General features: G+C 65.0%; 14 protein-coding genes and 1 tRNA gene. 7 read left to right on the plus strand and 8 right to left on the minus strand.

Annotation, left to right across the window (positions count from 1 at the left end):
• Positions 1-1,092, plus strand: coding sequence for a LacI family DNA-binding transcriptional regulator (locus tag IFR23_RS09775; protein ID WP_192975733.1), 1,092 nt, complete (start codon positions 1-3; stop codon positions 1,090-1,092).
• A 64-nt stretch (positions 1,093-1,156) separates the two neighbouring features.
• Positions 1,157-2,935 carry a dihydroxy-acid dehydratase gene (locus IFR23_RS09780; RefSeq protein WP_192975734.1) on the plus strand — a complete coding sequence of 593 codons (1,779 nt, stop codon included), beginning with the start codon at positions 1,157-1,159 and terminating at the stop codon, positions 2,933-2,935.
• Positions 2,936-3,002: 67 nt separating this feature from the next.
• On the opposite strand, the gene IFR23_RS09785 is transcribed toward IFR23_RS09780, so the two are convergent.
• Genes IFR23_RS09785 through IFR23_RS09805 form a run of 5 tightly spaced genes read right to left on the minus strand, consistent with a single transcriptional unit; the run spans position 3,003 to position 8,143 of the window.
• The gene (locus IFR23_RS09785; RefSeq protein ID WP_192975735.1) at positions 3,003-3,845 is read right to left on the minus strand and encodes an aldose 1-epimerase; all 843 of its coding nucleotides are present in this window, start codon (positions 3,843-3,845) and stop codon (positions 3,003-3,005) included.
• A complete protein-coding gene (locus IFR23_RS09790) occupies positions 3,845-5,260 on the minus strand; it encodes a sugar porter family MFS transporter (RefSeq protein ID WP_181321085.1) in 1,416 nt (471 codons plus the stop codon). The genes IFR23_RS09785 and IFR23_RS09790 overlap by 1 nt, the downstream gene beginning before the upstream one ends.
• 43 nt (positions 5,261-5,303) lie before the next feature.
• Positions 5,304-6,182, minus strand: coding sequence for an SMP-30/gluconolactonase/LRE family protein (locus tag IFR23_RS09795; RefSeq protein ID WP_192975736.1), 879 nt, complete (start codon positions 6,180-6,182; stop codon positions 5,304-5,306).
• 1 nt (position 6,183) lies between these two features.
• Positions 6,184-6,969: an SDR family oxidoreductase gene (locus IFR23_RS09800; RefSeq protein WP_192975737.1), complete on the minus strand. Its 786-nt coding sequence runs from the start codon at positions 6,967-6,969 to the stop codon at positions 6,184-6,186.
• A gap of 4 nt (positions 6,970-6,973) precedes the next feature.
• A complete protein-coding gene (locus IFR23_RS09805; RefSeq protein ID WP_192975925.1) occupies positions 6,974-8,143 on the minus strand; it encodes a fumarylacetoacetate hydrolase family protein in 1,170 nt (389 codons plus the stop codon).
• Positions 8,144-8,259: 116 nt separating this feature from the next.
• On the opposite strand from IFR23_RS09805, the gene IFR23_RS09810 reads away from it, so the two are divergent.
• The 3 genes from IFR23_RS09810 to IFR23_RS09820 are packed head-to-tail and all read left to right on the plus strand — an operon-like array spanning position 8,260 to position 13,071.
• Positions 8,260-8,517: a hypothetical protein gene (locus IFR23_RS09810; RefSeq protein WP_192975738.1), complete on the plus strand. Its 258-nt coding sequence runs from the start codon at positions 8,260-8,262 to the stop codon at positions 8,515-8,517.
• An 11-nt stretch (positions 8,518-8,528) separates the two neighbouring features.
• A complete protein-coding gene (locus IFR23_RS09815) occupies positions 8,529-10,151 on the plus strand; it encodes a DUF5597 domain-containing protein (protein WP_192975926.1) in 1,623 nt (540 codons plus the stop codon).
• A gap of 28 nt (positions 10,152-10,179) precedes the next feature.
• Positions 10,180-13,071, plus strand: a complete 2,892-nt coding sequence (locus tag IFR23_RS09820; protein ID WP_244655581.1) for a TIM-barrel domain-containing protein — start codon at positions 10,180-10,182, stop codon at positions 13,069-13,071.
• Between the two features lie 465 nt (positions 13,072-13,536).
• On the opposite strand, the gene IFR23_RS09825 is transcribed toward IFR23_RS09820, so the two are convergent.
• Positions 13,537-15,162 (minus strand): alpha-L-fucosidase, encoded by a 1,626-nt coding sequence (locus IFR23_RS09825; RefSeq protein ID WP_192975739.1) that lies wholly within the window; start codon positions 15,160-15,162, stop codon positions 13,537-13,539.
• A gap of 9 nt (positions 15,163-15,171) precedes the next feature.
• Entirely contained in the window at positions 15,172-15,987 is an 816-nt protein-coding gene (locus IFR23_RS09830) for an SGNH/GDSL hydrolase family protein (RefSeq protein WP_192975740.1), read from the minus strand.
• A 353-nt stretch (positions 15,988-16,340) separates the two neighbouring features.
• Here IFR23_RS09830 and IFR23_RS09835 point away from each other — a divergent pair, with 353 nt between their 5' ends.
• The gene (locus IFR23_RS09835; RefSeq protein ID WP_192975741.1) at positions 16,341-19,181 is read left to right on the plus strand and encodes a TonB-dependent receptor; all 2,841 of its coding nucleotides are present in this window, start codon (positions 16,341-16,343) and stop codon (positions 19,179-19,181) included.
• Between the two features lie 85 nt (positions 19,182-19,266).
• On the opposite strand, the gene IFR23_RS09840 is transcribed toward IFR23_RS09835, so the two are convergent.
• Positions 19,267-19,343, minus strand: a tRNA-Arg gene (locus tag IFR23_RS09840).
• Positions 19,344-19,404: 61 nt separating this feature from the next.
• On the opposite strand from IFR23_RS09840, the gene IFR23_RS09845 reads away from it, so the two are divergent.
• Entirely contained in the window at positions 19,405-20,160 is a 756-nt protein-coding gene (locus tag IFR23_RS09845; protein ID WP_192975742.1) for a queuosine precursor transporter, read from the plus strand.
• Positions 20,161-20,164 lie beyond the last annotated feature (4 nt).

Genomic DNA, 20,164 nt, shown 5'->3' on the forward strand with positions numbered 1-20,164 from the left:
ATGGGGACCATCACGCGCAAGCCGCGCACCGCAACCGGACGCCGGAGCGGAGCACCGACTATTTCCGACGTCGCGGCGCTCGCCGGCGTTTCGCCGATGACCGTATCGCGCGTGATCAACGGCGAGGCCAAGGTGCGCGATGCGACCCGGGACGCGGTCAACGCCGCGATCGCGACGCTTCACTACGCCCCGAACCGTGCCGCGCGCAGCCTTGCCGGTGGCGGACAGATGCGGATCGGGCTGCTCTACAGCAATCCGAGTTCGGCCTATCTCAGCGAGTTCCTGGTCGGTAGCCTCGAACAGGCGAGCCGCAGCGACGTGCAGCTTGTCGTCGAGAAATGCGACATCGGCGATCACGAGATCGAGGTGGCACGGCACATGATCGAGAGCGGGATCGACGGCGTGATCCTGCCGCCACCGCTCTGCGATTCACGCGCCGTGCTGGACGTGCTGACGGAGGCCGGCGTGCCGACCGTCGTCGTGGCGACCGGCTCGCCGCCGAGCGGGTCGGCGGCGGTCACGATCGACGACTTCGAGGCGGCACGCGCGATGACCGAACATCTCGTCAAACTGGGGCATTCGCGAATCGGGTTCATCATCGGCAATCCAAACCAGACGGCAAGCGAGCTGCGTCACCAGGGCTATCTGGCGGCGATGGCGGATGCCGGGCTGCCGGCCGACGATTCCCTCGTGGTCGGCGGATTGTTCACCTATCGATCGGGGCTCGACGGGGCGGAGCAACTGCTCGACGCGAAGGACCCGCCGACCGCGATCTTCGCGAGCAACGACGACATGGCGGCGGCAAGCGTTGCGGTCGCGCATCGTCGCGGGCTCGACGTGCCCGGCGACTTGACGGTGTGCGGGTTCGACGACAGCGCGCTCGCGACGACGATCTGGCCGGAGTTGACCACCATCCATCAGCCGATCGCGGACATGTCGCGCGCGGCGGTCGAACTGCTCGTGGCGGCGATCTCGCATCGCCGTGGCGGCGGCAAGGATCACAACGGCCACGTCGTGCTCGACTATACGCTGGTCCGGCGGCAGTCGGATGCGGCACCGCGCCGCCGCCCACCCGCGAGCGTGCGCGCTTGACCGACTCCCGGTGGTCGCGGTAGCGCTCCCATCGGATAACAGACCGCGTCTAGGAGAGTTTGCAGTGGACCGTGTACCGGTGAAGCCGTTCCGATCGCGCGACTGGTTCGCCGATCCCGCCCGCTCGGACATGACCGCGCTGTATCTCGAACGCTTCATGAATTACGGGCTGACTCCGGCGGAACTGCGCTCGGGGCGGCCGATCATCGGCATCGCCCAGTCGGGTAGCGACTTGAGCCCGTGCAACCGCATCCATCTCGAACTGGCCAAGCGCACGCGTGACGGCATCCGCGACGCCGGTGGCATCGCGATGGAGTTTCCGGTCCATCCGATCTTCGAGAATTGCCGCAGGCCGACCGCGGCGCTCGATCGCAACCTCGCATATCTCGGCTTGGTCGAGACGCTGTACGGCTATCCGATCGATGCGGTGGTTTTGACCACTGGGTGCGACAAGACCACGCCGAGCGGAATCATGGCGGCGTCGACCGTCGATATCCCGGCGATCGTGCTGTCGGGCGGGCCGATGCTCGACGGCTGGCATGACGGCGAACTGGTCGGGTCGGGCACGGTGATCTGGCGCAGTCGGCGCAAGCTGGCCGCGGGCGAGATCGACGAGGAGGAGTTCCTCAACCGCGCCACCGACAGCGCGCCGTCGGCCGGGCATTGCAACACGATGGGCACGGCCTCGACGATGAACGCGGTCGCCGAGGCGCTCGGACTGTCGCTGACCGGGTGCGCGGCGATCCCCGCGCCGTACCGCGAACGCGGGCAGATGGCGTACGAGACCGGCCGGCGGATCGTCGAGATGGCGTATGAGGATCTGCGCCCATCGAAGATCCTCACGCGCGACAGCTTCCTCAACGCGATCCGCGTGGTCAGCGCGATCGGCGGGTCGAGCAACGCGCAACCGCACATCATGGCGATGGCCCAGCATGCCGGCGTGACGCTGTATCCGGAGGACTGGTCGGATCATGGCTACGACCTGCCATTGCTGGTCAACATGCAGCCGGCGGGCAAGTATCTCGGCGAGCGCTTCCACCGCGCCGGCGGCGTGCCCGCGGTGCTTCACGAACTGATCGCTGGCGGTAAGCTCGACACGAGCTGCCTGACCGTGACGGGGCGGTCGATCGGCGAGAACATTGCGGGCCGCGAGACGCGCGATCGCGAGATGATCAAGCCGTTCGATGCGCCGATGATGGAGCGCGCCGGCTTCCTGGTGCTCAAGGGCAATTTGTTCGACTTCGGGATCATGAAGACGTCGGTGATCTCGCCGGCGTTCCGCGCGCGCTATCTCTCGACGCCGGGTGCGGAAGATCGGTTCGAGGCGCGGGCGATCGTGTTCGAGGGCTCGGACGATTATCACCACCGGATCAACGATCCCGCGCTCGACATCGACGAGAGCTGTATCCTGGTGATCCGCGGCGCGGGGCCGATCGGCTGGCCGGGCTCGGCGGAGGTCGTCAACATGCAGCCGCCCGACGCGCTGATCCAGCGCGGCGTGCTGGCACTCCCGACGCTCGGCGACGGGCGGCAGTCGGGGACGTCGGACAGTCCGTCGATCCTGAACGTCTCGCCCGAGAGCGCGGTCGGCGGCGGGCTGTCGTGGATCCGGACGGGAGACATGGTGCGGATCGATCTGGTCGCGGGCACGTGCGATGCGCTGGTCGCGCCGGACGAGATCGCACGACGCAAGGGCGAGGGGCTGCCCCCTGTGCCCGAAAGCAATACGCCGTGGGAGGAACTGTACCGCGAGAAGACCGGGCAGCTCGCCGAGGGCGGCGTGCTCGACTTCGCAGTGAAGTATCGCGGGATTTCGGCAAAAACGCCTCGGCATAACCACTGACGGCTTGAGGGGCAGGGCGTCCTGCCCCCTCGTCGTCATCCTGACGACGACGGTGGATGCGCTAGGTTCAGCCCCGCGCATTCGTCAGCGACATCGCGATCGTCCGGGTCTCGTCCGGCGCCAGGATCGTCGGATCCGCCAGGTTCAATGCGTTGGGCATGTCGCTCACCGGTTCGGCGCAAAAGAACCCTAACCCCGGCGGCGTGAAGACGTGGAGATAGGGCGTGCCCTCGCCCGTCAGCGTGATCGTGTCGTCGCGCGTCGCGATCGTCGCGTCCTTGCTCCAGCCTTCATAGGCGTTGTCGATCAAGGTCGAGCGTACGACCGTCTCGCCCGACGACCAATCCGCCAGCTGGTTCGCGCCGGCACGGTCGGTCGGGAGCATCGCATCGTCCGCGAGCCAGACGGACTTCGCATCGAAGCTCAGGCGCGTGTCGGCATCGGCGGGAAAATAGGGATGGAAACCCAGCCCGGCGGGCATCGCGCGGTCAGTGGTGTTCCGGACCGACAGCGATACGTGAAGGCCGGACTCGTCGAGCGAGACATGCTGTTCGGCGCGGTAGGACCACGGCCAGTTCGCGTCGGCTGCATGCGTATGGACCAGCACCGCCGAGCCCGCATCCGTCGCCTGCACGTCCCAGCCGCGCAGCCAGCCGACGCCGTGCAAAGGATGATCCTGCCCCGCCATGTTGCGCGGAAGCGCGTACGACTCCCCCGCGAACAGGAACCGGCCGTCGGCGATGCGGTTTGCGTAGGGCACGAGCGGGAAGCACGCGGTTTCCAGCGGGTTGGTCGCGCCCGCCGGCGTCGGGCGCAACACATCGCGGCCCTGGAAGGTGAGGGCGGCAATCGTGCCGCCCAACTCTGGCTGCAACGCGACCTTCCAGTCGCCCGCTTCGAGGCGGAGCATCAGCCCTCCATGTCCTCGAGCTCGCGACCGCGCGTCTCGGAGACCATCTTCCACACGAAGAAGAACGAGACGAAGGCCGACAGCGCGTAGAAGCCGTAGGTGAGCGACAGGCCGAGCGAGATCGCCATCGTCGGGAAGCTGACCGAGATCGCGAAGTTGGCAAACCACTGTGCGAAGCCCGCGACGGCCAGACCCGAACCGCGGATCTGCGTCGGGAACATCTCGCCGAGCATCACCCACATGATCGGGCCCCAGCTCAGGTTGAAGAACACGACATAGGCATTGGCCGCGATCAGCGCGATCAGGCCGTTCTGGTCGGAGAGGCGCAGCGAACCCTCGACGATCGCACCGCTGGCAAAGCAGATGCCGACGATCGCTAGCGTGACGGTCATGCCCGCCGAGCCGATCAGCAACAGCGGCTTGCGCCCAACCTTGTCGACCAAGGCGACCGTCAGCAGGCAGGCGACGATCGACAGCGAGCCTGACAGGATGTTGATGAGCAGCGCATCGCTCTCGCTGAAGCCGACCGACTGCCACAGCACCGAACCGTAATAGAACACGATGTTGATGCCGACGAACTGCTGGAAGATCGCAAGGCCGATGCCGGTCCAGACGATCGGGCGGATCTTGCCGCTAGCCTTGTCGATCAGGTCGGACAGCTTGGGACGATGCGCGTCGGCCGACAGCGAACCGCGGATCTCGGCGACTTTCCGCTTGGCCTCGGTGGCACCGAACAGGCGCGTAAGGACGGTCTCGGCTTCGTCGTAGCGTCCCTTGAGGACCAGGAAGCGCGGGCTTTCGGGGATCAGGAACAGCGTCACGAGATAGATCGCGGCGGGGATGACCTGCATCCAGAACATCCAGCGCCATGCCGGATAGTCGAGCCAGAACAGCGCGGTCGACGAGCCGGCGATCCGCGCGAGATACCAGTTGGCGACGAACGCACCGGTCAGGCCGGTGATGATCATGATCTGCTGCACGCTCGACAGCCGGCCGCGAACGTTCGCAGGCACGACTTCGGAGATGTAGACCGGCGCGAGCACGCTGGCGGCACCGATGCCGAGCCCGCCGATGATGCGGGCGAGCACGAACATCGTCGCCGAAGTCGCTGCGCCCGCACCCAAAGCGCTGATGATGAAGAGCACGGCGGCGATCATCATGACGTTGCGGCGGCCGAGATTGTCGGCGAGCCTGCCCGCCATGAACGCACCGACCGACGAGCCGATCAGGATCGCGCCGACGGTGAAGCCGGTGCCGAGCGACGACAGCGCGAACGTGCTCTCGAGCCCCGCCTGCGTGCCGTTGATGACGCCCGAATCATAGCCGAACATGAACCCGCCGATCGTCGCGACGATGACGATCATCGCGATAAGCGCTCGGTTCACGTGTTGGCCGGAATCTGCCGCAATGGTCATTGGTTTTCCTCTCTGGTGCAACGCTCTGGCGGCGTTTTGCGCATTATAGTGTGATGGGGTCGACGAGCACGCCGGGGACGGCGACGCGGAAGGTGAAGAGATTGCCGGCGAGCGGCTGCGCCGCGCGGGCGTCGTCGTCGAGCCCCTTGGCCGCGGTCGTCGCATAGGCGGTGCGACCATCGGGACCGCCGAGTGCGATCTTGGTGATGTTGGCCACCGGGAAGCGGACGACATCGGTAAGGCTGCCATCGGCGGCATAGCGTCGTGCTGCCCAGCCGCCGAAAAAACCAACCCACACGCCGCCCTCGGAATCGCAGATCGCGCCGTCCGGGTGTCCGTCGTCCGGCCCGACCGTCAGGAACACGCGCGGCGCGCCGAGCGTGCCATCGGCGGCGATCGGATACGCATCGATCGTCTTGCCGAGCGTGTCGACCGCGTAGAGCGTGCGGCCATCGGGCGAGATCGCCGGGCCGTTGGTGATCGCGACGGGCGGGATGTCGGTCTTGGTCAGCGCGCCGTCATGCCAGTGATAGACATGGCCGGTGAGGTCCGCCTCGGCATTGTCCATCGTCCCGAACCAGACACGGCCCGAGGGATCGCGTGCCGCGTCGTTGAGGCGGTTGCCGGGTGTTTCTGGGTGAACCGCGGCGAGATGCTCGAACCCGCCGGTTGCCGGATCGAACCGGTGGAGGCCGCCGCGGACCCCCGCGAGGAAGTTGCCATCGTCGGTGGGGATCACCCAGCCGACCTGATCGGGCGCTTCCCACGTGTCGAGCGTTGCGGTCGCCGGATCGAACCGGTGCACGCACGGTGCCTTGATATCGACGAACCAGAGTGCGGCGTCGCGCGCGATCCAGATCGGGCCTTCGCCGAGCGTCGCGCCCACGTCGCAAACGCTTTCCGCGGTGATCTCGTTCGTCATGTCAGCGCCAGCCGGCGTCGACGAAATAATCGTGACCGGTGCACATCCGCGCATCGTCCGACGCGAGGAACAGCACCAGCGCGGCGACGTCGGCGGGCTGGACACGGGTCTTCAGGCACTGCGCGGCGATGATCTCCGCCTCGCCCTCGGGCGTGTACCATTTCAGCTGGCGCGGCGTTTCGACGTTGCCGGGGACGATCGTGTTCACGCGAATGCCGTCGCCACCGAGGTCGCGGGCCATCGCGCGGGTCATGCCCTCGATGCCGGCCTTGGCCGTCTGGTAGATCAGCAGTTCAGGCAGCGCGAGATGCCAGGAGATCGAACCGAAATTGAGGATCACGCCGCCGCCGGCGCGCTTCATCGACGGCACCACGGCCTGGCCTGCGAAGAACAGGTGGCGCAGGTTGGTCGCCATCCGCTCGTCCCAATAGGCCGGCGTGACCTCTTCGATGCTGTGGCGATCGTCGTTGGCGGCGTTGTTGATCAGGATGTCGATCCCGCCGAGCCGCTCTTCGATTCCGGCGATCGTCGTTTTCAGGGCGTCGATATCGCGCAGGTCGAGCGATGCGAAGATCGGCGCGGTCGCGACGTCCGGCGCAAGCGTTTCGATCAGCGCATTGGCGGCGTCCTCGGCCATGTCGACGAACGCGACGTGCGCGCCCTGCCGTGCGAACGCCTCGACCAAGCCTGCACCGATCCCCGACGCGCCGCCGGTGATCAAGACGCGCTTGCCCTTGAGGCTGGGATAGATCGCCGTCTGGTCGGCGGCTTGGGTCTTCTGCAACACGGGCTTACGCTCCCTGGTTCTTGGTGGGCGCGAGCAGGCCCCGGCCTGCCAGATTGCGCATGAGATCGCCGATGCCGTACTCCCACGGTGCCGCGTCCTTCGACGTCGTCACCGGATTGACGAGCGCACCGAGCTTCGGATTGGAGATCGTGACGACGTCGCCGACCGCATGCGTGAAACCGCGACCGGGCTCGTCGCGGTCCTGCGTCGGCGCGAACAGCGTGCCGAGGAACAGCACGAAGCCGTCGGGATATTGATGCTCGCTCATCGCCTGGCGGACGAGCTCCTCGGGATCGCGGCTGATCTGGTCCATCGAACTGCTGCCGTCGAGCCGATAGCCCTCGGCGCCCTCGATCGTCAGCGCGATCTGCGCGGCGCGAACGTCGTCCATGCCGAAATTATCGTCGAACAGCCGGATGAACGGGCCGATCGAGCAGGACGCGTTATTGTCCTTCGCCTTGCCGAGCAGGAGCGCCGAGCGCCCCTCGAAATCGCGCAAATTGACGTCGTTGCCGAGCGCCGCGCCGACCGTCTTGCCGGTGCGGTCGACGATCAGGACGACTTCGGGCTCCGGGTTGTTCCAGGTGGAGTCGGATCGGATGCCGATCTCGCCACCCCAGCCGATCGTGGAAAGCGTCGGGCTCTTGGTGAAGATCTCCGCGTCGGGGCCGATCGCGACTTCGAGATATTGCGACCACATGCCGTCTTCGATCAACGCAGCCTTCAGCGCGGCGGCTTCGGGCGAGCCCGGTACGACCGAGCGGATGCTGCCACCGACACGTTCTTCGAGCCGGGCGCGGACGGCGACCGCCGCCGACGCATCGCCGCGTGCGCGTTCCTCGATCACGCGTTCGAGCGCGGAGACGGCGAAGGTGACGCCGGAAGCCTTGACGCACTGGAGGTCGATCGGGCTCAGCAGGCGGACGTCCGCGGTGGCATCGGGTGAGAGCGAAAGGTCGTCGAGATGGCCGAGATCGGTGCCGGCAGCAGTATCGAACTTGCCGCTCGCGATCAGATCGGCGACAGTCGGCGCGACGTACGACATATCATACACGCGGCCGCCGCGGACGATGACCGGGGTCGGCCCGTCGCCCAAGTCGATTCGGCCGAGCAACGCCGCCTGTTCCCAATCGGCGGGCAAGGCCCATGCCGATGCGAATGCGATCTCCACGATGTAATCCCCTCCAGGTTTGTTAGCGGTACCGTATGCTGCGCAGCGACAGCGTCAAGTCCCCAATGTGGCATCCCGTTGCGCGAAGCTGATGTCGATCGGGCTTGCGCAAACCGTAAATGAACGACATTAATCTTACAAATGATATGTGCGAAGAGCACGGACACCGTTGCTATGAGCAGCTGGGCGGGGAACTGGGAGAGGATGATGATCGCCATGTGCAGCTCGAAGCCGGCAACGCTCGAATTTTGATGATAGCGATATCATTCTGCACCGTCCGCGACGGCTTCGCGGGCAATTATCGCGTGTATATCGGCACCGATACCGAGGGGCGGGGGATCGGCTGTGCCGACCGCGCTTCTGCGCAAAAGGATTGAAGATGGTTCGTATGAAGAGCGTGCTCGCCGGGCTGGCGCTGTCGGCGTCGCTGATTTCCAGCGTCGCGACTGCGCAGACCACCACCGAGGTTCCACGTCTGGTGACGAAGAACGGCCGGCATGCGCTGATGGTCGACGGTGCGCCGTTCCTGATGCTCGCGGGGCAGGTCAACAACAGCAGCAATTATGCGTCGGCCTTGCCGCAGGTGTGGCCGCTGCTCGACCGGATCCACGCGAACACGGTGGAGATCCCGATCGCGTGGCAGCAGGTCGAGCCGGTCGAGGGCACGTTCGATCTCTCGTTCCTGCAGACGTTGCTCGATCAGGCGCGCGTGCATGACAAGCGGGTCGTGCTGCTCTGGTTCGGGACGTGGAAGAACACCTCGCCGGGCTACACGCCGGACTGGTTCAAGGCCGACAACAAGCGCTTTCCGCGGATGAAGGCGAAGGACGGCACCGACCATTATGTCCATTCGCCGATGTTCCGCGCGACGCTGGAGGCGGACAAGCGTGCGTTCGTCGAGGTGATGAAATACCTCAAGGCGCATGACCCGCAGAACACGGTGATCATGGTACAGCCCGAGAACGAGGTCGGCAGCTATCGTTCGCCACGCGATTACGGTCCGCAGGCCAATGCGGTGTTCGCGAAACCCGTGCCTGCCGAACTGGCGAAGGCGTTGAAGAAGCCGGGCGGAAGCTGGACGCAGATGTTCGGTGCGCAGGCGGATCGCGCGTTCAACACCTGGCATACCGCGCGGTTCGTCGATGAGATCGCGGCGGCGGGCAAGGCGATCAAGCCGTTGCCGATGTACGTCAACGCATCGCTCGCCGGGCCGTCGAACGTCCCCGATCCGACCGGCGTCGCGAGCGGCGGTCCGCAGCAGGACGTGCTCGATATCTGGAAGGCGGCGGCCCCCGCGATCGATTTCGCCGCGCCCGATATCTACGACCGCGATGCGGGCCACGTCGCGCTCTACCTCGACGCCTATGCGCGGCCGGACAACGCGCTGATGGTGCCCGAGATCGGCAACGCGAAGGAATTTGCGCGTTTCTTTTGGGTGGCGCTCGGACACGGCGCAATCGGCTACGCGCCATTCGGCATGGATGACACCGGGTATTTCAATTATCCGCTCGGGGCCAAGGCGCTCGACGCCGAGACCGTCGACGCGATCGGGGCCAAATACGGTGTGCTGTCGTCGATGGCGCGTGACTGGGCGAAGATCGCCTATGAACATCCGACCTGGGGGGCGGCCAAGCCGGATGACGGGGCCAGTCAGACGACGACGATGGGCCACTGGACGATCGCCACGAGCTATGGCGAATGGCAGTTCGGGCAGAAGGACTGGACCTGGATCAAGTCCGAGCCGCCCGCCTGGGCGAAGGAAGCGGTCGGCGGCGTCGCGGTCGCGCAGCTGTCCCCCAACGAGTTCCTCGTGGTCGGCGATCATGTCCGCCTGAACTTCGGCACGGGGAAGGACGGTCCCAAGAACGGCTCTGTATTCCGTGTCGAGGAAGGCCACGTGGTCGACGGGCGCTGGGTCATGAGCCGCGTCTGGAACGGCGACCAGACCGACTACGGTATCAACCTCATAACGCCGGTCATTCTTAAGGTGACCATGGGCAGCTACAAGTAAGAGCCGCGCGCTCGACCGATATCAAGGAATGAAGACGATGAAGGCATTCGGTTTCGCGCTGCTGTTGGCTGGCAGCGCACTCACCCCGGCGGTTGCGCAAGCGCAGACGGCCAAGGGCGGTTTCGAGACGATCGCCAACGGGATCGGCGTCGTGCCGTCGAGCGGTCCGGCGGGCTGGGTCGAGTTGACGGTGCATGGTGACGGGATCATCCACGTTGTCGCCAGCCCGACGCGCGTGACTACTGCGCCCAGCCTGATGGTACCGACGCCGCCCATCGCGGGCGAGTACACCGTCACACGAGCGGGCAAGCGCGTGCTGGTCGCGACCGCGCGTGATACAGCCGAGGTCGATCTGAAGACTGGCCGCGTCCGCTTTCTCGACAAGGCCGGGAAGGTCGTGCTCGATCAGGCGGCCGCGCCTGCGTTCGCCAAGACCCAAGCCGACGGCAAGCCGTTCGTCGTCGCCTCGCAGCAGTTCAATCGCGGTACCGACGAGGGGCTGTACGGGCTCGGCCAGCACCAGAACGCGCAGATGGATTACAACGGCGAGGACGTCGAACTCGCGCAGCACAACATGGACATCGCCGTCCCGTTCGTCGTCTCGACGCGCAACTACGGCCTGTTGTGGGATAACGACGGCATCACCCGCTTCGGCAATCCGCGCCCCTATTCGTTGGTCGGCACCGATGGCCTGAAGGTCACGAGCGGCGGCAAGTCGGGCTTCACCGCGCAATATTATCTGGGCGATCGGCTGGCGGTGACGCAGCAGGAAGCGTCGATCAACTATCAGTATATCAAGGATCAGGCGAAGTGGCCCGCCGCCGCCAAGGCGCAGACGGTCGCCGCGACCGGCGGCCAGAATACTGCGGGCAACGCGGTCGAGACACAGAAAGTGGTGTGGACCGGCGACGTGACGCCCGACGTCAGCGGCGTGCACAAGTTCCAGCTCTACGGATCGAGCTATTTCAAGGTGTTCGCGGACGGCAAGGAAGTGCTGAACCGCTGGCGCCAGAACTGGAACCCCTGGTACGCGAACTTCGACCTGCCGATGACCAAGGGCAAGCAGGTCAAGGTGCGGATCGAGTGGGAGCCGAACGCAGGCTACATCGCGCTGCTCCACAACAATCCGCTCGCCGCGCCCGATCGGCATTCGGTGTGGTTCACCAGCGATATCGCGAAGTCGGTCAACTATTGGTACGTGCCCGGCAAGGACATGGACGATGTCGTCGCGGGCTATCGCTCGCTGACGGGCAAGGCCGTGATGATGCCGAAATGGGCGTACGGCTTCTGGCAGTCGCGCCAGCGGTACAATACGCAAGATGAGGTCGTTGACGTCGTCAAGAAGTATCGCGACCTGAAGATCCCGCTCGATAACATCGTCCAGGACTGGTTCTACTGGCCCGAGAATGCGTGGGGTAGCCATGAGTTCGACAAGGCGCGCTTCCCCGAGCCGCAGAAGATGGTCGACAAGATCCACGACATGAACGCGCGCTTCATGATCTCGGTGTGGCCGAAATTCTATCCGACGACCGAGAACTACAAGGAGCTTGCTGCGAAGGGCTATACCTATCGCAACAATCTCGACGTCAAGAACATGGACTGGGTCGGCAAGGGCTACGCGAACACCGATTACGATCCCTATGCGCCCGAGGCGCGGACGATTTACTGGCGGCAGATCAAGGACAGCCTTGCGAAGCTCGGCACGGACGCATGGTGGCTCGATGCGAGCGAGCCCGACATCCACTCGAACCTGTCGATCCCCGAGCGGATCGCGACGATGGGCCCGACCGCGGCAGGGCCGGGCGCGCAGTATTTCAACAGCTATCCGCTGGTGCATGTCGGCGCGGTCTATGACGGCTGGCGGCAGTACAAGCCCGACGTGCGGCCGTTCATCCTGACGCGGTCGGGGTTCGGCGGGTTGCAGCGCGAGGGTGCTGCGGTGTGGTCCGGCGACGTCGCGAGCCGCTGGTACGATCTGCGCGCGCAGATCTCGGCGGGCGTGAACATCTCGATGTCGGGCATCCCGAACTGGACGCACGACATCGGTGGGTTCGCGCTGGAGGATCGCTATTCGACCAAGACGCCCACCGCGGCGAACCTCGACGAGTGGCGTGAGCTGAACCTGCGCTGGTTCCAGTTCGGCGCGTTCAGCCCGCTGTTCCGCAGTCACGGCGAGGCGCCGTTCCGCGAGATCTACGAGATTTCGCCCGAGGGTTCGCCGATGCGCAACTCGATGGTGTGGTACGACCAGCTTCGTTACCGCCTGATGCCGTATATCTACACGGTCGCGGCGGACACGTGGTTCAAGGACGGCAGCATCATGCGCGGCCTCGTGATGGACTATCCGAACGACGTGCAGGCGCGGAAGGTGAACGACGAATATCTGTTCGGCGACAGCTTCCTCGTCGCGCCGGTAACCGAGTACAAGGCACGGTCACGCGCGGTGTACCTGCCGGCAGGGACTGCCAGCTGGTATGATTTCCAGACCGGTCAGGTGTATCGCGGCGGGCAGACGGTTACGGTGGCCGCGCCGTTCGAGCGGATGCCGCTGTTCGTGAAGGCGGGCGCGATCGTGCCGATGGGGCCGGTCACGCAATATGTCGACCAGAAGTCCGACGCGCCGCTGACGCTGTCGGTCTACACCGGGGCGAACGGCAGCTTCGGACTGTACGAGGATGACGGCACCAGCGAGCAGTATCGCGGTGGCGCGTACAGCCGGATTCCGGTTACGTACGACGACGCGACCGGCGTCGTGACGCTCGGCGCGCGTGAAGGGCAGGGGTATAAGGCCATGCCCGCCAGCCGGACGGTTCGGGTTCGGTGGATGACGGCCGGGCGTCCGCTCGATCTCGATGGGGCGGGCGATGCGACGGTGACGTATCGTGGAACTGCGGTGGAGGTGAAGCGGCCTGGTAAGTAAGGGCTGGGCGGGGCGGGGCGGTTGGGGCCCCTCCGTCATGCCGGGCTTGTTCCGGCAGCCAGGGTGCCGCGGACCGAAGCTCAGTCGGAGCATGGTAAGACTGCCCTGCCACTTCCCGTTCTTTCACGAAGGCGGGGTGTGAGAGCTACGTACGCCATTGCTCGTAACCCTGGGCCCCCGCTTTCGCGGGGGAACTAGCGTCAGATGCTCTTACGGTTCGTGGGGTGTGCGGCGCGGTGGATGCCGGAATGAGCCGGGCAGGACGGGGGAGGGGACAGGCGCTCTGAAAAACACCCTCTTATCACGAGAACACCCCCACCCCGGCGAAGGCCGGGGCCCAGTTGGGGGACGGCGGTAACAATACCAATCGCTTCGTTACTGCGACCTTTCCAACTGGGCCCCGGCCTTTGCCGGGGTGGGGGGTTTTGTTGGAATGGTATCTCGTCAATTTGGCGGGCGGCTAGCCTAGACGAGCCCACGCCCCTCCAGCTTTAGCACCGGCACGAACCGCCCGCGCGTATTCGGCGGCATCGTCACATGCAGCCCCTTCGCATCCTGCCGATGCGCGATCACGCCGCCGCCGAGCAGCGTCACCCGCTCGACCACGCCGGCATTCACCGTCCGCGCCAGCGAGCCGATCGTCGCCGCACCCTCGGGCCAACCGAGGAACACCGCGTACAGCGCGCCCTTGTTGGTCGTGAAGCGGACGTCCTTCGCCGTGAACGGCTTCACCGTCTCGTTCTGCATGCCCGTCGGCAGGATCGTCGGCCCCTCGCCGTAGCGCCGCCACGGTCGCGAGCCGAAGATCGCTTCGCCGTTGATCGCCACCCAGTCGGTCATGCCGTCGAGAATATGCTCGACCTCGCTGTCGATCGAGCCGTCGCCCGGCTGCGGCACCGACAGCAGCAGGTTGCCGTTCTTCGACACCACGTCGGCGAGCCGCTGGATCACCTCGGGCGCGCTCTTGTAGCTTTTGTCGCGGAGGCGGGCGACATTGTAGAACCAGTCGCCGAGGCAGGTGTCGGTCTGCCACGGCTCGTCCCAGACATGGTCGGTATAGCCGCGCTCGACGTCCTCGACCAAGCCGAAGCGGTGCCCCGGCTGGATCTTCTTGGCGGTGAGGACGACGTCGATCTTGCCATGCCATGCGATCGAGCGGTTGTAATAGTCCGCGGCGGATTCCAGCCCGATCGGCCCGAACGGCAGTTCGTAATCGTCGAAATAGACCATGTCCGGCTTGTACTTGTCGATCAGGTCGGTCTGGCGGAGCAGCCACTTCGCCGCATAGCCGGGCGCGTCCTTGGGGCCGTGCTCCATCCACTGGCCGTCGTTCTTGTCGTGCCAGTCGTTCATCGCAGCGATGCTGTCGATGCCGTCCGGCGCGGCCATGTGCGCGCCGGTGTAGAGATGCTGCGGGTCGAGGCCGTCCCACCATTTGCCCGCGCCGTCCGCTTTCCGGAGCGTCGACGCGTCGTAGCGGACGCCCTTCAACGGCCCGGTTGGATCATAGGCGTATCCCGTCTGATACCAGTGCCACGCGTGCGCGGCATGGTTCGACACGCCGAACTTCAGCCCCGCCTTCCGCGCCGCCTTTTCCCAGATACCGACGACGTCGCGCTTCGGGCCGACACGCAGCGTGTTCCACGCATGATAACGGCTGTCGTAGCAGTCGAGATTGTCGTGATGGCAGGCGAGCGACATGAAGTATTTCGCGCCAGCCTTCTTGTAGCGTTCGATCAGCGCGTCGGCATCCCAGCGGTCCGCGGTCCAGCGGTTCATGATGTCCATCATACCGGTCTTAGACGGGTGGCCGTACGTCTTGAGGTGATGCTCGTACATCGGATGACTCTGCATATACAGGAAGCGGCCATACCAATCGCCTTGCTCGGGCACCGCCTGCGGCCCCCAATGCGACCATAGCCCGAGCTTCGCGTCGCGGAACCAGTCGGGGTAGCGATACGCGCCGACCAGCGAAGACCATTCGGGCTTCACCGGCCCGGCGGAGAGTCCCATCGGGCTTTGCGCAACCGCACCCCGCGCCGCACCGAGCGCCGCCATGCCGGCGAGAATCGACCGCCTGTTGAAATCCATCTTCTGTCCTTATCGGCCGAGGGTTTTAGCGATCGCGGCGAGTGCGAGCGGCTTCATCACGGCATAGCCTTGCGGAGTCGGGTGGACACCGTCGGTCGCGTAGCCGGGCCTCATGCCGCCATCGGGGCCTGCAAGCGCGGCGTGATAGTCGACATAGGTGAAGCCGTTCTTCGCTGCATAACCGCGCAGCCACGTGTTGAACGCGACGATCTGCGGCGCGGGTTTCATCGCCGGGCTCCAGGGGAACGCGGCGGCGGGGGGAATCGAGGCGAGGATCACCTTGATGCCGTGCGCGCGCGCGAGTTCGGCCATCGTCATGATATTGCCCTGCACGGTCTCGATCGTCGCCGCGCCGGTATTGCCCGCGATATCGTTGGTGCCCGCCATAATGTGGACCGCGCGCGGTTTCAGCCCGAGCACGTCGGCGCGGAAGCGGACCAGCATCTGCGGCGTGGTCTGCCCGCTGATCCCACGATCGACGAGGCCGCCGGTGAACAATGCGGCATCCGCGCCGATCCAGTTGTCGGTGATCGAATCGCCCATGAAGACGACACGGACCTTCTCACCCGAGCCGAGCAGCGCTGCGTTCTGCGCGGCGTAGCGGCAGAGCTGGGCGAAATCGCGCGTTAGCATGTGCAGTTTCCACTGCTCCCAGCCGGCGCCGTCGGTCGGCCGGGGGTGGATCGGGCAGGGATCCGCGACGATCCCGACCGGATCGCCGGTGTAAGGATCGCCCGCAATCCGGGTTTGCGCGATACCGGGCTGCAGCGCGCAGCCCGCGAGCAACGGCCCGCATACCGCACGTAGCAATCGTGTTTTGATCATATGCTGCCGTTTCCCAAACCGTTTCATGTCCGACAATCTCCGAAGGTGACGGAGTTTAATCTATTATAACCAAAAGTTACGGCTACCATCGACGCTATACTCTATCCGAGGCGAATATCCCGAGAGGAATCCCTCTTCACAACCGCAAACTTCGTGATATGACAAATCAAGGCCGTTAGCGCTAACGCTAGCTCAAGAGGTCGAAGGAGGGAACGGGCAGGGTCGTTGATCCGAGCCGTACCATCGAAACTTGACGCGGGATTCCGCGTACCCGGAACGCAACTGCCCCGGGAAGCAATCGGCGGCGACACAGCAGCGTGGCGTGGTCAATCGATGTGTTGAAAGGGTTTGTCATGTTCGTCCGTTCGCAGCGCGAGATCGCGCTTCGTCTGCTCACCGGGTCCTCCGCCGCCGTGCTGGCCCTGAGCCTGACGCCAGCCGCGTCTGCGCAGGATGCGACGCCTGCTGCTCCCGTTGCTGCTGCTCCGGCTGCCGAACCACAGGCGACACCCGATGCGCAGGCCACCACCGGTGCGGTCACCGCACCGAGCGGCGATGCCGGCCAGCCCGTCGAGGCGGCCTCGGCCCCCGGCGGCGAGGACATCGTCGTGACCGGCGTCCGCGCCAGCCTCCGCAGCGCGCAGGCCATCAAGCGCAACTCCGACCAGATTGTCGACTCGATCGTCGCCGAAGACATCGGCAAGCTGCCCGATCGCAACGTCGCGGAAGCCTTGCAGCGTATCTCGGGCATCCAGATCCAGCGCAGCTACGGCGAAGGCAGCAGCGTCGCGATCCGCGGCCTGACGCAGGTCCGCACCGAGATCAATGGTCGCGACAGCTTTACCGCCAGCGGTAGCAACGGCCTGAGCTTCGAGGATGTGCCGTCCGAGCTTCTCGCCGGCGTCGACGTCTACAAGAACCCCGCGGCCGACATGATCGAAGATCAGATCAGCGGCACGATCAACTTGCGCACGCGCAAACCGTTCGACTTCGACGGCTTCCGTGCTTCGGCTAGCGTCACCAACAGCTATTTCGACCTGTACAAGAAGAGCAAGCCATCGGGTTCGCTCTTGCTCAGCGACCGCTGGGATACCGGCATCGGCGAGATCGGCATCCTGGTCGACGTCGCGTACCAGAAGACCGCATTCCGCCAGGACGTGATCTCGACCGAGCCGTTCTACACGCTGAACCCGGCCGTGGCATCGGACGCCGCGACGTTGGCGGCGCTCGGTCGTACCGGTCAGGTGACGACATTGCCGCACGGTACCGGCATCGGCCAGACGCTCGGCGATCGGCGGCGCTTCGGCACCGACGTCTCCATCCAGTGGCGGCCGACCAGCACGCTGGAGTTCACCGGCGAAGTGCTGCGTTCGGACTATAAGTTCCAGTGGCAGGACTATAGCTATTTTGCGTACACCGGCGGCGATGCGATCACGCCTGCGGCGGGCGCGGCATTCACCTACGCACCCAATGGCGATTTCCAGAGCGGAACCTTCGCCAACGTGCCGACCGCGTCGAACACCAGCCTGACCCGGCGGCATTCGATCACGACCGATTATTCGCTGAACGGGAAATGGACGCCGTCCTCGAATCTGACGATCACCGCCGATGGTCAGTATGTGCGCGGCACGACCAAGAACCTGCGCTCGATCGTCTCGCTCGCGTCGTCGCCGGTGACGCTGTACCAGGATATTTCTGGGACGATCCCGGTCGTCAACATCACCAACGCGACCAGCCTGACCGACCCGAGCCAGTATAGCGTCGGCTATTATCTCGATCACATCGATCGTTCGACCGCCACCGACAAGACCGCGCGGCTCGACGTCGAATACAAGGTCGGCGACGGCTTTCTCCAGTCGATCAAGGTCGGCGGTCGCTTTGCCGATCGCAAGAACAGCACGCAGGATGCCGGCTATCGCTTCGTGTATGTCGGTCGCGCGATCGGCGATGGCGATCAGGAGCAGGCCAATCTGAGCGATTTCTTCCGCGGCAATGCCGACCTGTTCGGCAACGTCCTTGCGTTCCCGGCGGCGACCACGCTGGATTACGACGCGACGCTGAAGCAGCTCCAGATCGATTCGAAGGTTGCCTATGTCCCAAGCAGCCTGAACGAGCAGAGCCAGAAGACCTATACCGGCTATGCGACCGCCAAGTTCGCGGCGAATTCACTGCCGATCCCGATCGACGGCACGCTCGGCCTCCGCGTCGTCAGGACCGAGCTGAACACGTCCGGGTTCATCGAGAACCGCACGTATAATCCGGCCACCGGCACCAACAACGATCCGACCACGACGCCGGTCAGCTACGATCAGAGCTACACGTCGGTACTGCCGAGCGCGAACATCCGCATCCACCTGACCGACAAGCTTCAGGCGCGCGTGGCGGCATCGAAGGCGATCGCCCGCCCGACCTTCAGCCAGCTGAACGCAAGCGTGTCGTTCTCGGAGCCTGGCCGCAACGCCGATGGCTCGGTCGTTTCCGGTCCCTACACCGCGACCTTCGGCAATCCGTTGCTCAAGCCGTTGAAGGCCGATCAGCTCGATGGATCGCTGGAATGGTATTTCGCCAAGGCGGGATCGCTGACCGGTGCGGTATTCTACAAGAAGGTCCGCAATTTCATCCAGACCGTGTCGGTCGACCAGACGATCACCTACCCGAACGGCAATGCGTACGATTACCGCGTGACCACCTCGGCGAACGGCGACAAGGGCACGATCAAGGGCTTCGAGGTCGCGTACAACCAGTTCTTCGATTTCCTGCCCGCGCCGCTCGACGGCTTCGGCGTGCAGGCGAACTTCACCTATGTCGACAGCAAGGCCCCGAGCCCGCTGGCGGCCGATACGTCGGGCAATGCCGTTTCGGTGCCGCTCGAACTGCTGTCGAAGTACAGCTACAACCTCGTCGGCATCTACGAGAAGGGCAAGCTGTCCGCGCGTGCGGCGTATAACTGGCGCAGCAAATACGTGATCACGACCGCCGGCAACGGCACCGGATCGCTCCCCGTGATCAACAAGGGCTTTGGTCAGCTCGATGCGTCGGTGAACTACAACGTCACCGATCACTTCTCGCTGGGCGTCGATGGTACCAACCTGCTCGACACTCGTCGCGCGACCTATTTCGGCGTCGAGACGCGGCCGCGCGACGTGCAGCTGAACGATCGCCGGATTAGCGGGACCGCGCGCATCACGTTCTGATCTTCTCTTTCACCGTCTCTCCCACGACTGGCCGGATCTCACGATCCGGCCGTTTTTTTGTGCGTCGGGATTTCGGGAAAGCGGTTGGCGCGCCCGGAGGGGTTCGAACCCCCGACCGAGGAGGTAGAAGCTCCTTGCTCTATCCAGCTGAGCTACGGGCGCGCGCTGCGGCGACGACTAGCGCGGATTGTGCGGGCTTGGAACCTCGATCATAATGTCGGTCATGGATATTGGTACGGATCACGCGCAGGGGGCGAAGCCGGTGGACGCGAGCGCGGTCGGCGGCACGCAGTTTCGCTATTTCGATTTCGTCATGGCGGCGTTCGTCACGATCCTGCTGCTGTCGAACGTGATCGGCGCGGGCAAGCGCGCGGTGATCGACCTGCCGTTCATCGGCGCGTGGCCGTTCGGGGCGGGGATCCTGTTCTTCCCCATCAGCTATGTGATCGGCGACGTCCTGACCGAGGTGTATGGCTATGCGTACGCACGGCGCTGCATCTGGGCGGGGTTCGGCGCGATGCTGTTCATGGTGTTCATGTCGGCGGTCGTCGTCGCGCTGCCGCCAGATGCCGGTTGGACGGGGCAGGCCGCGTACGAGTCCGTGTTCGGCCAAGTGCCCCGGATCGTGTTCGCGTCGATCTGCGCGTTCTGGGTGGGCGAGTTCGCCAACAGCTTCGTGCTCGCGCGGATGAAGATTTGGACGCAGGGGCGGATGCTGTGGACACGGACGATCGGCAGCACGGTGGTCGGGCAGGCGTTCGACAGCCTGATCTTCTATCCGCTCGCGTTCTACGGTGCGCCGGACTGGCCGGTCGAGGCGATGCTCATGGTGATGGTCAGCCAGTTCTTGCTGAAGGTGTCGTGGGAGGTGCTGCTGACGCCGCTGACCTATGTCGCGGTGGGGTGGCTGAAGCGGCGCGAAGGAGTCGATGTGTATGACCGGGGGACGGACTTCTCGCCGTTCCGAACGCGGGTTTGACGCC

This window comes from Sphingomonas sp. CFBP 13603 (genome assembly GCF_014892665.1).
Classification (GTDB): Bacteria; Pseudomonadota; Alphaproteobacteria; order Sphingomonadales; family Sphingomonadaceae; genus Sphingomonas.

Excerpts from the sequence above, each read along its gene's own strand:
- IFR23_RS09775 (WP_192975733.1), top strand. The coding sequence starts at position 1 with ATGGGGACCATCACGCGCAAGCCGCGCACCGCAACCGGACGCCGGAGC.
- IFR23_RS09785 (WP_192975735.1), bottom strand. The coding sequence starts at position 3,845 with ATGCTCCGCCTCGAAGCGGGCGACTGGAAGGTCGCGTTGCAGCCAGAG.
- IFR23_RS09790 (WP_181321085.1), bottom strand. The coding sequence starts at position 5,260 with ATGACCATTGCGGCAGATTCCGGCCAACACGTGAACCGAGCGCTTATC.
- IFR23_RS09795 (WP_192975736.1), bottom strand. The coding sequence starts at position 6,182 with ATGACGAACGAGATCACCGCGGAAAGCGTTTGCGACGTGGGCGCGACG.
- IFR23_RS09810 (WP_192975738.1), top strand. The coding sequence starts at position 8,260 with ATGAACGACATTAATCTTACAAATGATATGTGCGAAGAGCACGGACAC.
- IFR23_RS09815 (WP_192975926.1), top strand. The coding sequence starts at position 8,529 with ATGAAGAGCGTGCTCGCCGGGCTGGCGCTGTCGGCGTCGCTGATTTCC.
- IFR23_RS09820 (WP_244655581.1), top strand. The coding sequence starts at position 10,180 with ATGAAGACGATGAAGGCATTCGGTTTCGCGCTGCTGTTGGCTGGCAGC.
- IFR23_RS09825 (WP_192975739.1), bottom strand. The coding sequence starts at position 15,162 with ATGGATTTCAACAGGCGGTCGATTCTCGCCGGCATGGCGGCGCTCGGT.
- IFR23_RS09830 (WP_192975740.1), bottom strand. The coding sequence starts at position 15,987 with ATGATCAAAACACGATTGCTACGTGCGGTATGCGGGCCGTTGCTCGCG.
- IFR23_RS09835 (WP_192975741.1), top strand. The coding sequence starts at position 16,341 with ATGTTCGTCCGTTCGCAGCGCGAGATCGCGCTTCGTCTGCTCACCGGG.
- IFR23_RS09845 (WP_192975742.1), top strand. The coding sequence starts at position 19,405 with ATGGATATTGGTACGGATCACGCGCAGGGGGCGAAGCCGGTGGACGCG.